This window comes from Heyndrickxia ginsengihumi (genome assembly GCF_011008565.1).
GTDB classification, from domain to species: domain Bacteria; phylum Bacillota; class Bacilli; order Bacillales; family Bacillaceae_C; genus Weizmannia; species Weizmannia ginsengihumi.
This window is the reverse complement of the sequence record NZ_JAAIWK010000003.1, coordinates 115,038-128,207: the sequence shown is the minus strand read 5'-3', so window position 1 is coordinate 128,207 and position 13,170 is coordinate 115,038. Positions and strand designations below refer to the sequence as shown.

The 13,170-nt window shown below is 36.8% G+C and carries 13 protein-coding genes and 1 riboswitch; of the genes, 5 read left to right on the top strand and 8 right to left on the bottom strand.

Features of this window, described 5'->3' with window-relative positions:
- The first annotated feature begins 124 nt into the window (after positions 1-124).
- The 5 genes from G4D61_RS03515 to G4D61_RS03495 all read left to right on the top strand — a co-directional run bounded on the left by G4D61_RS03515 (position 125) and on the right by G4D61_RS03495 (position 5,210).
- On the top strand, positions 125-763 hold the full coding sequence (locus G4D61_RS03515) for a response regulator (protein WP_035352787.1): 639 nt from the start codon (positions 125-127) through the stop codon (positions 761-763).
- A complete protein-coding gene (locus G4D61_RS03510; protein WP_025728917.1) occupies positions 764-1,870 on the top strand; it encodes a sensor histidine kinase in 1,107 nt (368 codons plus the stop codon).
- A 119-nt stretch (positions 1,871-1,989) separates the two neighbouring features.
- The gene (locus G4D61_RS03505) at positions 1,990-2,925 is read left to right on the top strand and encodes an ABC transporter ATP-binding protein (RefSeq protein ID WP_025728919.1); all 936 of its coding nucleotides are present in this window, start codon (positions 1,990-1,992) and stop codon (positions 2,923-2,925) included.
- Between the two features lie 21 nt (positions 2,926-2,946).
- Positions 2,947-4,065 (top strand): ABC transporter permease, encoded by a 1,119-nt coding sequence (locus G4D61_RS03500; RefSeq protein WP_025728921.1) that lies wholly within the window; start codon positions 2,947-2,949, stop codon positions 4,063-4,065.
- The gene (locus G4D61_RS03495; RefSeq protein WP_163173237.1) at positions 4,065-5,210 is read left to right on the top strand and encodes an ABC transporter permease; all 1,146 of its coding nucleotides are present in this window, start codon (positions 4,065-4,067) and stop codon (positions 5,208-5,210) included. The genes G4D61_RS03500 and G4D61_RS03495 overlap by 1 nt, the downstream gene beginning before the upstream one ends.
- A 27-nt stretch (positions 5,211-5,237) precedes the next feature.
- On the opposite strand, the gene G4D61_RS03490 is transcribed toward G4D61_RS03495, so the two are convergent.
- From G4D61_RS03490 to nrdG, 8 genes are all read right to left on the bottom strand, one after another.
- Positions 5,238-6,038, bottom strand: a complete 801-nt coding sequence (locus G4D61_RS03490; RefSeq protein ID WP_163173235.1) for a metal ABC transporter permease — start codon at positions 6,036-6,038, stop codon at positions 5,238-5,240.
- Complete coding sequence (locus tag G4D61_RS03485; protein WP_163173233.1) at positions 6,025-6,294, bottom strand: ATP-binding cassette domain-containing protein; 270 nt, start codon at positions 6,292-6,294, stop codon at positions 6,025-6,027. Before G4D61_RS03485 ends, G4D61_RS03490 begins: the two co-directional genes overlap by 14 nt.
- 32 nt (positions 6,295-6,326) lie before the next feature.
- Positions 6,327-6,758, bottom strand: a complete 432-nt coding sequence (locus G4D61_RS03480; RefSeq protein ID WP_163173231.1) for an ATP-binding cassette domain-containing protein — start codon at positions 6,756-6,758, stop codon at positions 6,327-6,329.
- Positions 6,759-6,776: 18 nt separating this feature from the next.
- Positions 6,777-7,697, bottom strand: coding sequence for a metal ABC transporter solute-binding protein (locus G4D61_RS03475; protein WP_163173229.1), 921 nt, complete (start codon positions 7,695-7,697; stop codon positions 6,777-6,779).
- A 66-nt stretch (positions 7,698-7,763) separates the two neighbouring features.
- Positions 7,764-7,913: a 50S ribosomal protein L33 gene (gene rpmG, locus G4D61_RS03470; protein WP_035352792.1), complete on the bottom strand. Its 150-nt coding sequence runs from the start codon at positions 7,911-7,913 to the stop codon at positions 7,764-7,766.
- A 397-nt stretch (positions 7,914-8,310) separates the two neighbouring features.
- Entirely contained in the window at positions 8,311-10,095 is a 1,785-nt protein-coding gene (thiC, locus tag G4D61_RS03465) for a phosphomethylpyrimidine synthase ThiC (RefSeq protein WP_025728932.1), read from the bottom strand.
- A gap of 124 nt (positions 10,096-10,219) precedes the next feature.
- Positions 10,220-10,335: riboswitch (TPP riboswitch) on the bottom strand.
- Positions 10,336-10,456: 121 nt separating this feature from the next.
- Entirely contained in the window at positions 10,457-12,622 is a 2,166-nt protein-coding gene (gene nrdD, locus G4D61_RS03460; RefSeq protein ID WP_025728934.1) for an anaerobic ribonucleoside-triphosphate reductase, read from the bottom strand.
- 15 nt (positions 12,623-12,637) lie between these two features.
- A complete protein-coding gene (nrdG, locus tag G4D61_RS03455) occupies positions 12,638-13,141 on the bottom strand; it encodes an anaerobic ribonucleoside-triphosphate reductase activating protein (RefSeq protein WP_035348646.1) in 504 nt (167 codons plus the stop codon).
- Between the last annotated feature and the right edge of the window lie 29 nt (positions 13,142-13,170).

The following is a 13,170-nucleotide window of genomic DNA, read 5'->3' as shown; positions in this document are numbered from 1 at the left end:
TTCATATAACTTCTAATTGTAAATTTGCATAAAACTCATGCATAATAATTATAAAAGGTGCCTGACCCCTTCATTGCACTAGTGCAATGAAGGGGTCAGGCACCTCAAAAACGGGGTGGGACTTTTGAGTATTAAGTTAATTATTGCAGATGATAATTCATTTATTCGTGAGGGACTAAAGATTATTTTAACTTCTTATGATGAATTTGAAGTTCTGGATACTGTCAATGACGGTCAAGAAGCTGTTGAATATTGCACGGATCATGATGTCGATATTGCATTACTTGATGTACGTATGCCAAATTTAAATGGGGTTGAGGCAACAAAACTCATTACTGAACAGACAAACACGAAACCGATTATTTTAACGACATTTGATGATGATGAATATATCGTTGACGCTGTCAAAAATGGGGCAAAAGGTTATTTATTAAAAAATAACGATCCTGAACGTATTCGAGATGCGATTAAAAGTGTCTATAATGGGAATAGTATTCTTCAAGATATCATTCTTGAAAAAATTAAGGGCAATCTTCAGGAAAAAGAAGAAGTGAAAACAAAAATCGATACAAGTAAGTTTACTGAAAGAGAACGGGATATTATGGCCTTAATTGCCAAAGGATACTCAAATAAAGAAATATCAAAGCAACTATTTATTTCTGACGGGACAGTAGCGAATTATATTTCTTCTATATTAGGTAAAACAGGGCTCGAGCATCGTACCCAAATCGCAATATACTATTTAACGGGGAAAGTAAACTAAATGGAATTCAGGGTTATTTTGTGCAAATTAGCACTCATCTTTTTTATCGCTTTTAGTTGTATACGAGCAGATGCCAAACATATTTCTTTCATTGTTTTTGCAATCCTGTTGTACTTCTGTATTAATATTTCTATATATCTTTTTCATAATAGCATGATAAAAAGAGGACTTCTCCTCATTTCCATCGCGATATCAATCGTTTCCTATCTATACATACAAACAATCTTTATTGTTCTTATGCCACTGGCGCTTATTGAGATTCTTTCGACTGTAACAGAAAACAAATGGACAATACTGATCATTTCATTTCTTCCGATTATATACATTCAACCGGAAGTTCAGCCCATCTATAGCCTTGTTGCTTGTCTTTGTATGATCATGTTTACAATCGTAACATTTTTCAATCAACGTATGATAAAAAGCGAAAACAAGATCGATCAGATGAGGAAGTCGATACAAACGTTAACAAAAAGTTTAAATGAAAATGATGAGTACATAAAGCAATCAGAGTACACTTTCAAGTTAGAGGAACGGAATCGTATCTCACAAGAAATACATGATCGAATTGGTCACTCAATGACTGGGGCATTAATTCAAATGGAAGCGGCTAAACGACTTATGAATATCGATCAAAATAAAGCAACAGAACTACTTGAAAACGCCATTCAAATTTCCAAAGATGGAATAGAAAGTATTCGGCTAACATTAAAAAACATGAAGCCTCCTACAGAACAAGTGGGCATTCATAGACTTAAACTGTTTATCGATGAATTCTCGACAAAGAATGATTTAGAAACAACATTAACACATGGTAACAATATAGACATCATCTCCCCTATACAATGGAAAATCATCCACGAGAACGTAACTGAAGCGTTAACGAATGCCCGAAAGTATTCAGATGCAAATCGTGTATACGTCGATATTACCGTTTTAAATAAAGTGATTAAGGTTGAAGTAAAAGATAATGGCAAAGGTGCTGCAAAAATAAAAAAAGGTCTAGGCATTTTAGGCATGGAGGAACGGACAGCGTCTATTCACGGAAAAATCATTGTCGATGGCACACATGGATTTTCCGTTACAACATTGCTTCCAATACAATCATGAAATAATTCATATAAAAAACATGAAGATTTTCATATGAAATGAATGAACGATTGCACTTAAATTCGTTCATTCTTTTTTTTATACTTACATCATACAAACGGCATAGAGGTGAAAAAATGATGAACGTGTTAGAAATAAATAACTTAACAAAAAGGTTTGGAGATTTTATCGCTGTAGACAATATGTCCCTGCAAGTAAAAGAAGGAGAAATTTTTGGTTTTCTCGGTTCTAATGGTGCTGGGAAAAGTACAACAATCAACATGATCGCAGGATTACTGCGTATTGATCAAGGATCCATTCATATTCTTGGAAAGGACGTTTCAAAGCATAAACGTTTTTCCAAGATGAATTTAGGGATGGTTCCTCAAGATTTAGCAATATATGAAGATCTAACTGCATATGAAAATGTGAATTTTTTTGCTGGGCTTTACGGGCTACGGGGAGCTGAATTGAAAGAAAAAGTTGAAGAAGCATTGGAATTCGTAGGATTACAGGATCAACATAAAAGCTATCCAAAAAACTTCTCAGGCGGTATGAAGAGACGGCTTAATATTGCTTGTGCCATTGCTCATCAGCCAAAACTAATTATTATGGATGAACCAACTGTCGGGATTGATCCGCAATCTCGAAATTATATTCTTACATCTGTACGAAAACTAAATGAAATGGGATGTACCATTATCTATACGAGCCATTACATGGAAGAGGTTGAAGAAATTTGTTCGCGAATTGCCATTATTGATCATGGAAAGGTGATAGCAGATGGTACGAAAGAGCAGCTTAAATCCATTATTACGAATACGAAGGACGTTTGGATTGAAGTGAAATCATTGGAGCCCATTCGTGTTGACGCCATTAAAGAGATTAAAGGCGTAGAATCTGTGCAAATAGACGAAAACATTGTAAAAATCAATTCTGATACAAGTGTCAATAATTTAAATACGATCATTGAGCATTTTATCAACCAGCATATAGAAATTAGATCTTTAGAAGAAAAAGCACCAAATTTAGAAACTGTCTTCTTAACATTAACTGGTAGAACATTACGAGATTAACGAGAAAGGAGGTCCTTCTTTATGAACATTATTCATATTGCCAAAAAGGAAATCATCAAAGACTTGCGAGATGTGAAAACCTTTATCTTTTTGTTAGCTTTCCCGCTTGTGCTAATGCTAGTGCTTGGCTCAGCATTAACAAATGCATTTAAAACGACAAATTCTATCGATAATGTAAAGGTATTATACAAACAAACTGCTGATAGTAGTCTTAGCCAACCATTTAATCAGTTTATAAAGGCAGCAAAAAAATCAGGCATTGATTTTAAAAAAGCTACAGATGCAACGGACGGCAAAAAAGAAGTTAAGCAAAACAACTATGATGGCTACGTAGAGCTTAACAAAAATGGAGTTCAGCTGTATCTGAACGATAGCAATAGTATTGAAGGCAGTATTTTACAAGGAATGTTTAAATCATTTGTAGACAAATACAATCTAGCTTCAGAAGTTATAAAAGTAGCCCCTGCGCAAATTGGGACGGTTTTCGCAAATCAAGGCGATCATTATATTCAAGAAACATCCCTCCTTCCACATAAACAACCTAGTTCAATGGATTATTATGCAATTGTTATGACAACGATGATTGCCTTATATGGGGCAAGAACGGCCATTCAATCCGTTCAAGGTGAGAGAGCACGGAAAACAGGAGATCGATTAGTCGCTTCCCCTGTAAGAAAAAGTGAAATTTTCATCGGCAAGGTGCTTGGAAATATTATTATTAATACATTATGCGTCTCCCTTGTGATTGCATTTAGTAAGCTGTTTTTCAAGTCAAATTGGGGAGATCACCTTGGGCTCATATTTCTTATCATACTGACTGAAGTGTTACTCGCTGTCAGCGTCGGAATCGGTATTAGCTTTTTGTCCAAATCTAATACTGCTCCAGCTACGATCACAATGCTATTTATTCAACTATCATCATTCTTTGGCGGAGCATACTTCAAAATTGATAACCCTGGAGGAATTTTAAAGTTCATAACAGATCTTTCTCCTTTAACATGGGTAAATCATGCAATCACGGACATTATTTATGAGCATCATTACACATCAGCAATTTCTGCAATGTCTCTTAATATCGGTATTTCTATTTTATTCTTGCTGATTTCGGTCATCTCTTTACAACGACGGGAGGGATTATAATGAGAGAAGTCCTCTGGCTAGTACAGAATACTTTACGCATTTTCTTTAAAAAAAAGAAAAATATTATTTTCTTTTTAATCATGCCGCTAGTTGGAATTTTTATTGCATTCCTCGCCTATGGAGGAGACCAAAAGAGTGTGCTTCATATCGGCATTGTTAATGATGATCATGGGAAGATTGCGGCTGATACAGTTCAGTTTTTGCAACAAACAAAAAATGTCAAAGTAACTGAAATTCACGATTCCCAAGTACATGGAAAAATTACTTCCGGATCATTAGATTGTGTTGTGAAATTAGATAAAGGCTTCTCAAGCAGCGTGCTCAATGGGAATCCAGGCAATATCAAAATCATTTCGATCCGGGGAGCCGATGTTACCACATTTGTTAAAGCTAACTTGTACCAATTTATTGATAATATCGTATCACTTAGCAAAGTTGCAAACGGTGATCAGCACAAATTTTCTATTATGTATCAACACTTTACAGATGCTAACTTTAAGTTAAATACACATTCATTGGCAGACACTTCTAAAAATAATAATATGAGTTACCAATCGATCGGATTTTTATTATTAATCATGTTAATTTCTGCCGGTAACATGTCTGAGATGATTCTATCCGAGAAAGAAAATCGAACTTACCTTAGATTGCTTTCTGCTCCAATCAATGCAAGAATGTATATTCTATCTAATACGATCGTGAACTTAATCATCATGATTATACAAGTTTTATTAACATTGCTGATGATGACGAAAATATTCCATATTACAATGAATATCCCTGCTTGGGAGGCGCTAATAATCCTATTTTTATTCGCCTTAATCGCAATTGCAATTTCTTTAATGGTTGTTGCTTTCTCATCAAGCAGAGCATCAGCGAGTTCCTTACAAACTTTAATTTATGTTCCAACATGTATGATTGCGGGCTGCTACTGGCCAGCAGAAATTATGCCAAAACCACTGCAAAAAATAGCTGACTTTCTACCGCAGCGCTGGGTATTAGAAACATTAACAAAGCTTCAAGAAGGTCATACGTTCAGCAGCCTATATATGAATCTTATCATCTTATTTAGCTTCGCTGCCGCCTTCCTGCTTATAGCGATCTATCGTTTTAGCAGAAATAACAACGCAAGAAACTTCGTCTAAAAAAAGGTGCCTGACCCCTTTCGTGCTTTAATGCACAGAAAGGGTCAGGCACCTTTTTGTTAGTCCTATAAAATAAAGGAGCGCCTCAATGACTGTAATGAAAAAGCTTACTGGCCAATTAGTATAATAGCTTAGTATAAGTCCGCCCCATACACCAACAATAGCAAATAAAACGGATAATAAAATCATGCCAAAAATAGATTGTGTATAGTAACGGGCAGCTGATGCCGGCACTGTTAGCAATGCAAATACAAGCAAAGCACCAATAATTTGCACCGTGACACTTACACTAATAGCTAATAATACTAAAAAGAAAACGGATATAAAATGCACTGGCAAGCCAGCGGCCTTTGAACCAATTGGATCGAATGAATCAAATTTCAGCCAACGGTAGCCAAGCGTAATAAAGAATAAAACAATTATCGTCATAATGATAATTCGCCATACCTCATTCATGCTGATACCGACAACACTGCCAAATAATATAGATGTGGCAAAATTAGCTTGCTTTAGAGATAACGATAAGAACAATATCCCTAATCCGAGAAATACACTTAGCATGACACTTACAGAAGCATCGCGACGAAAAACTTGCACACCCATTTGTCCAATAGTTACACCGCTTAAAATTGTAAACAATAGCAAACCAATTAGCGGATCCCATCCCATAAAAATGGAAAAAGCCGCACCTGCAAAACCAATATGTGAAAATGTATGGGAGATGAATGAAAGCCCGCGGGCCATTACGAAAACACCAATCACTCCACACATAATTGCAACAATCGTACCGGCTAAAAAGGCATGCTGCATAAAGCTATACTGTAGCACACATTTCCACCTCCGGCACATGTTGACAAGTATAATATTCAGCTATTTTTTGGTCTGTCAGCATCTCTTTTGTGTTTCCAAATTCATAATGATTGCGTGTCATATAAAGAACTTGTTCTGTAAATTGTTTAACCATCGCTAAATCGTGACTAACACAGATAACAGTAATTTTTGCTGACCGCGCAATGCTTTCTACAAGTTCCATCACTTGCTGTTGTGCACCAGGATCTAAATTTGCAGTCGATTCATCTAACAACAAAACATCCGGATTTTTCACTAAAGCTTGCGCTAAAAAAGCCCGCTGTTTTCTCCACCCGATAGTTTACCAATCGATTTTTTAGCAAATCTCCATGTATCCGTCCATTCCATCACACGTCTCACAAGTTGGCGCTCATGGACAGAAAGCCACGGTCTAAATGTATCATGCAATCCTAACGCAACAAAATCTTTCGTTTGAACCGGAGTTTCTTCATCAAGTGTACGTGATTGGGGAACATAACCGATTTTTACTTTTTGTTGATGTTCATGTTCTATCATTACTGTTCCATTATTCGGTTTTATCAGGCCAAGAATCACCTTTAATAAAGTAGATTTACCTGCACCATTTGGGCCGATGATCCCCAGAGATGTACCAGGTGTAACTTTAAAGGATAAATCATTTAATATCTTTTCACCATTGAAATGAACTTGTAAATGAGAAACCTCGAATGTTTTAATCATAAGAAATTCCCTTTCCCATTACTTTTGTGATGATTGGATATTTTCAACTTGTTTATATTGGTCAAGCATCCATGTCTTATAGTCTTTTCCAGTTGGCAATGTCTCTGTGACTTTCACAACCGGTACATTATATTTTTTACAAAGATTTACAATATTTTTTACAGTCGAATCTGTTGCTTGAATGTTATCAACAAAAAAAGCAATTCTATGTTTTTTTACGTCTTCTTGCATTTGGGCAATATCTGATGGTGAAGGGTCATTTCCGTCTTCAACTGCCTTAGAGAAATGTTCATTGCCTTCTTTATATCCCATTGCCTGCAATGCATAGTCAAAAACTGGTTCAGATACATTTACCTTTGCACCATTTGAATTCTTTTTAAGTTTATTGATTTCATCTTGAATGGCTTGAATATCTTTCTTATAGGCTGCCGCATTTGCCTCGTAATCTTTCTTATGTTTAGAATCTAATGCACTTAATTCATCAGCAATTTTATCTGCTAGTTTTGGAACAGTTGTTGGATTGTACCAAAGATGTTCATTATCTCCCTCTTGTTTGTTCATTACATCTTCTCCAACTGCAATCACTTTTTGATCATCATTTTTGCTAGATTGAGTCAGTTTTTTCATCCAGCCATCATAGCCAATGCCATTATAAATGACAATATCTGCCTTATTAACTGTCTTAGCTGTTCCAGTTGTCGCCTCAAAATCATGCGGGTCCATACTTGGCTTATTAATAATTGATGTCACTGTTCCGTGGTTTCCAAGAACTGCTTTAGCGACTTCCCCATAAAAATCTTCCGCAGCAACGATCTGGATGCTTTTATTAGAAGGCGATGCTGTTTTATTCGTATGATTGCCACAACCTGCCAATGCACCGCCTAATAATGCAGAAATTCCTAAAGCCGCAATGATCCGTTTTCCCTTATATTTTTTCATCTTCCAATATCCTCCCTTTTCGCATTAAATCGTAAATATTACGATTTATATTCTAAAAAAATATCATTATCTTGTTTCACGATGTAAAGTACGACGTTTCAATCTTGGGCAGTATTTCATTAATTCTAGCCGCTCAGGATGAGTCCGCTTGTTCTTCGTTGTGATATAATTACGATCCCCTGTCTCTGTACATGCTAATGTGATTTTTACTCGCATAAAAATCTTCCTTTCTTTTGTTTTTTTAACTTCTGGAAGTCATACAGGGCAGGCTCAATGTCCGTATGAACCTATGAGAACGATGCTACACTTGTGAAAAATGACGAAACAGTTTATGTATCATTCATCATCGTTCTTTTCCTTTAGTTCCTGCTTGATTTTACCTATTTACCTCAATAAACCGAATTCAAATCGTAAACATTACGATTTAGATTATAATAGTTTAGTGTGAAAAAGACAAGTATTATTTTTCTAAATCATCATATTTACAACAAGCCTATAGAAGAGAATATGCTATATTTCTATTTAATATAACTTGATTAAAACACTACATTCCTGTTCAAAACAGAAATGTAGTGTCAATGCTATTAAACAATGCTTCTTTCTAGAGTAGATGTTATTGAAAAATGTTATTGCCAGTTTTTCTAAACTGCTCAGCCTTCTCTCGCATTCCTTTTTGAATCGCAGCCTGTGCATCTATCCCTTTTTCTTTTGCATATTGACGTATATCATGGGAAATTCTCATACTGCAAAACTTCGGACCGCACATTGAGCAGAAATGTGCTGTTTTCGCTGCTTCGTTTGGCAATGTTTCATCGTGATATTCCATAGCACGCTCAGGATCCAATGATAAATGGAATTGATCTTTCCAGCGAAATTCAAATCTTGCTTTCGAAAGAGCATCATCACGCATTTGTGCTCCTGGATGCCCCTTTGCTAAATCGGCTGCATGTGCGGCAATTTTGTATGTGATGACTCCTTCACGGACATCATCCCTATTTGGTAGCCCTAAATGCTCCTTTGGTGTTACATAACAAAGCATCGCCGTTCCATACCAGCCAATCATTGCTGCGCCAATAGCAGACGTTATATGATCATATCCAGGGGCAATATCTGTAGTTAATGGACCGAGCGTATAAAATGGCGCCTCATCACAAAGCTCTAACTGCTTATCCATATTTTCCTTAATTAAATGCATCGGAATATGTCCTGGTCCCTCTACCATTACCTGAACATCATGTTGCCAAGCGATTTTTGTAAGTTCTCCCAATGTTTCAAGTTCCGCAAATTGAGCATCATCATTAGCATCTGCTATAGAACCCGGCCGCAGTCCATCGCCGAGCGAGAAGGTAATATCATATGTTTTCATAATTTCACAGATTTCTTCAAAATGGGTATACAAAAAGTTTTCTTGATGATGATACAAACACCATTGCGCCATAATAGAACCACCGCGTGAAACAATACCTGTTACCCGTTTTGCTGTTAAAGGAATATACCGCAATAGAACGCCGGCATGAATTGTAAAATAATCGACTCCTTGTTCAGCCTGTTCGATTAACGTATCTCGATAAACCTCCCATGTTAACCGTTCAACAACTCCGTTTACCTTTTCCAATGCTTGATAAATAGGGACAGTACCAACCGGAACAGCGGCGTTTCGGATAATCCATTCTCTTGTCGTATGAATATCTTTACCCGTTGACAGGTCCATAATTGTATCTGCACCCCAGCGCGTCGCCCACGTCATCTTTTCTACTTCTTCCTCAATAGAAGAGCTCACCGCAGAATTCCCAATATTGGCATTAATTTTCACATGGAAATGGCGGCCGATGATCATCGGTTCCGTTTCCGGATGATTAATGTTCGCCGGAATAATTGCTCGTCCTCTTGCAACTTCATCTCTGACAAACTCGGGCGTCATATGTTCTCTTATTGCGATAAATTCCATCTCAGGTGTAATAATCCCTTTTTTAGCATAATGTAATTGCGTCACATTTTTTCCTTTTTTCGCTCGTAAAGGCTTTCGATTAAGATTAGGGAAAATATGTTTATTCATTCTCGGATCATGTTCTAATTTAAAACCATTGTCTTCAGGCTTTATCTGCCTCCCTTCATATTCTTCTACGTCTTCACGATCTAAAATCCATTTTCTTCGAAGAGGAGAAAGACCTTTGTGAAGATCAATTTGCATATTAGGATCTGTATACGGACCGCTAGTATCATATACACATATTGGGTCATTCTGTTCTTCACCCGATGTACTCACCGTTGGGCTTAGTTCGATTTTACGCATCGGAACTTGAATACTAGGATCAGACCCTTGCACATAGACTTTTCGACTTCCAGGTAACATTGATTTAATAGAAATACTTTGTTCTGTTGCAGTTTGTTTTGACATTTCAATCTCTCCTTTTTGTTTGTAAAGGACGAGATCTAGAACATGTCGCGCGGAAATAAATGAAGTTTTCACATAAAAAAGCCGAGTCTAAATAGGACCCGGCTTTTAAGAAGGCAGTGTTCAATCTTAACTGAACTAACTTTCCCCACGCTGGTATGAACCAGATCAGGTCCAAAGGGTTAAGAAACTTCAAGCGCGTTTCTCTCTCAGCCCAGCTAATGGACACCCCTAGTTAATCATATTGAGTAGTACACTATTTATTTTATATGATTAATTAGCATAAATAAACATAATGTTTATATTTTTTTAAAAATTAATCAATATATGCCAATGAAAGTTGCAGTAAAGTGATACATCATATTTAAAAATGCTTCTTCCTCGCTTGTTCTTCAGCATGCTTCGCAATGTTAAATTGGTTTAAACTTGCTAAATATCCAGTAATTCTCCGTGTTTTAGAAATATTTGAGCTTCCACATACATAGCAATGATCATCCTGAAAATATCCTGCTTCACCGCAATCGTTACAACGATCGCACGGAAAATTAAATGCTCCTAAAGCTACTTGGTGCTGTTCCATGTATGCAAGTAATTGCAGCATGGCTTGCGGATTTTCTTTTAAGGCTTCGCGGCATTCAATGTACGTAATATTCCCACCATTACAATACTGAACAAATTTCCCCTCAATTTCAATTTTTTTAAAGGCGGAAATTTCATATTCAACAGGAACGTGACAAGAATTCGTATACCACTCCTTATCAGTCACACCAGGAACGGCACCATATATATGCCGATCATGACTCGTAAACTTTCCTGATAATCCTTCAGCTGGGGTAGCAATTAAACTATAATTTAAGTTGAAGATTTCGCTCGCCTCATCCGTTTTTTGCCTCATGAATTTGATAATCGTTAATCCTAACGCTAGCGCTTCTTCACTCTCACCATGATGTTTCCCTATAAGACAAGTAAGTGCTTCAGCTAGTCCGATAAACCCTACTGCTAACGTTCCATGCTGAATTACCTTAAAAATAGAATCCTCTTCTTGCAGTAATTCTGAATCCTTCCACACACCATTCATTAAAAAAGGAAAGTCCGCAACTGTAAATTTTCCTTGATATTTCAAGCGATCGTGCAATTGCCGGATTGCGATATCCTCCGTTTCATTCAGCAATACGAAAAACGTTTTAATAACTTGATCATTTTTTACATTTAACGGCAAAGTAATTTGATAATAAGACTCTATTGTAGAGAACATAGTATCTACATCTTCTTTACTATGCTTTGCTTTAAGAGCCAAACCAGGAAGATTAATAGTTGTAAAAGAACAGTTTCCCCGCCCTTCACAAGTTTGCTCTTTTTCAGAAAGATGGCGGTCCCACGATACTCTTGTTCTGCAGCCCATGCTCGGGACATCTCCATAATGTTCGGTAAATGTCCGATTCAACTCGCAATCTTGGAAATTGAAAGTAGGAAATAGGCGTAAAGCTGCACATTCTATTGCTTCTAACAATAAATCAAAGTTTGGAGCATGAAATGGAATCTCCCCATTACGTGCCCGATTATACTGTTGAATAGCTACCTTTAAATCTTCCTCATCATAATTAATGCCTTTCTTCACTTTGAAAATGATATTAGGGAAAAAAGGTTGTTCTCCTTTTCCAAGCCCTCTTTTATAAACTTCCAGTAAACAATGAACAATTAACCGTGCTTCTTTCGATGGGTCAGTTCCAATATTTACAGACGTAAAAGGTACTTGACCGCCGCCGCGAGAATGCATCGTATTTAAATTAAACACAAGCCCCTCCATTGCTTGATAAGTTGCTCTTTCTGTTTTTTGCCATGCACGTTGACTTATTCCCTGCAAATTACTTTGAATGGAAAACTGAACCGATAGTGGAAAAGCTTGAACACATCCTTGAACTTGCTCGTAAAGATCCTGCTCTGATAATCCGTCGGGGCATTCCAATGGGTGCTTGCGTTTACTTACGATTTGTAAAAATAATTGATGAACATATGCCGGCCATTTATTTTTTTCATTTAATAATGTGTCTTCTAATATATCAATCCACTGCCATTGATATTCTAACTCCACATAAGGAGCAAGATCCCGGTCAAGCCATCCTGCCGCTTGTCCGCCATGTTGATTGTTTTGATTCGACTGGAAGATAATAGCTACTAAATCAGCTGCGGTTCCAATTCTTTTTGGTGATCTAATAAACCCCTTTTCCGTTTCAAATCCCTCTTTTAATAATTTTCCAAATGGAATAAAGCAACAAGTTAGCGTTCCAGTTGTTCCCCATGACCAATCATGGATATAGATCGTCTTTTGATGAGCTTGTGCAGCTTCCGGGGTAAGCAAATGCTGATTGGCGTATGCTACACTTGCTGCTTCTGCGATCTGCAGCATTTTTGCAGAAGGACTATTGCCAACATTGGCATTTTCACGATCCGTCTTCATTGAAATTTGCTTAATTTGATTATAAAGGGTCTGTTGTTCTGAAAGATTAACATCATGCTTTTCCTTTATCATTTTTACCACTCCTCTTTATTCAATAAATATCGGCCTTCCATTATGTAAGTGAATCATCCGTTGATTAGCTGAGCCCCTGAATTTCTTTTTAATACGACGATTATGAATCTCAAACTTCCCATCGATAAGAGTGTCAACGTACAGTAAGGCGGGTTCATTTTCAATCTCCTCATAGCGATAGCCCGTATAGACCCATAGATTCAAAAGATCATTTTTCCCCTTAAGTTTTTGAACTAGGCTAAATAAAGCCTTTCTTTGCAGAAAAGGATCGCCGCCTGAAATTGTCAATCCATTATAAGGAAATGCCGACATTCTTTTGTACAAATAATCACTAACATCCTCAATATAAAAGGGAGTTCCATTTCTAATTGACCATGTTTGTTGATTATGGCATCCTGTACAATGATGAGGGCATCCGCACATAAAAAGAACTAAACGAACTCCTTCACCATCTGCAAGACTTTCAATTACAGCGTCCTCTATACCATTTTTAGTAGATAAATAGATTTGTTGCTTCATAATGTTTTCTAACTCCCCATATAATCTTT

What these genes read in the sequence shown, in the direction of transcription:
- G4D61_RS03505 (WP_025728919.1), top strand. Translation starts at nt 1,990, where the DNA reads ATGAACGTGTTAGAAATAAATAACTTAACAAAAAGGTTTGGAGATTTT.
- G4D61_RS03510 (WP_025728917.1), top strand. Translation starts at nt 764, where the DNA reads ATGGAATTCAGGGTTATTTTGTGCAAATTAGCACTCATCTTTTTTATC.
- rpmG (WP_035352792.1), bottom strand. Translation starts at nt 7,913, where the DNA reads ATGCGAGTAAAAATCACATTAGCATGTACAGAGACAGGGGATCGTAAT.
- nrdG (WP_035348646.1), bottom strand. Translation starts at nt 13,141, where the DNA reads ATGAAGCAACAAATCTATTTATCTACTAAAAATGGTATAGAGGACGCT.
- G4D61_RS03500 (WP_025728921.1), top strand. Translation starts at nt 2,947, where the DNA reads ATGAACATTATTCATATTGCCAAAAAGGAAATCATCAAAGACTTGCGA.
- nrdD (WP_025728934.1), bottom strand. Translation starts at nt 12,622, where the DNA reads ATGATAAAGGAAAAGCATGATGTTAATCTTTCAGAACAACAGACCCTT.
- G4D61_RS03495 (WP_163173237.1), top strand. Translation starts at nt 4,065, where the DNA reads ATGAGAGAAGTCCTCTGGCTAGTACAGAATACTTTACGCATTTTCTTT.
- G4D61_RS03480 (WP_163173231.1), bottom strand. Translation starts at nt 6,758, where the DNA reads ATGATTAAAACATTCGAGGTTTCTCATTTACAAGTTCATTTCAATGGT.
- G4D61_RS03475 (WP_163173229.1), bottom strand. Translation starts at nt 7,697, where the DNA reads ATGAAAAAATATAAGGGAAAACGGATCATTGCGGCTTTAGGAATTTCT.
- thiC (WP_025728932.1), bottom strand. Translation starts at nt 10,095, where the DNA reads ATGTCAAAACAAACTGCAACAGAACAAAGTATTTCTATTAAATCAATG.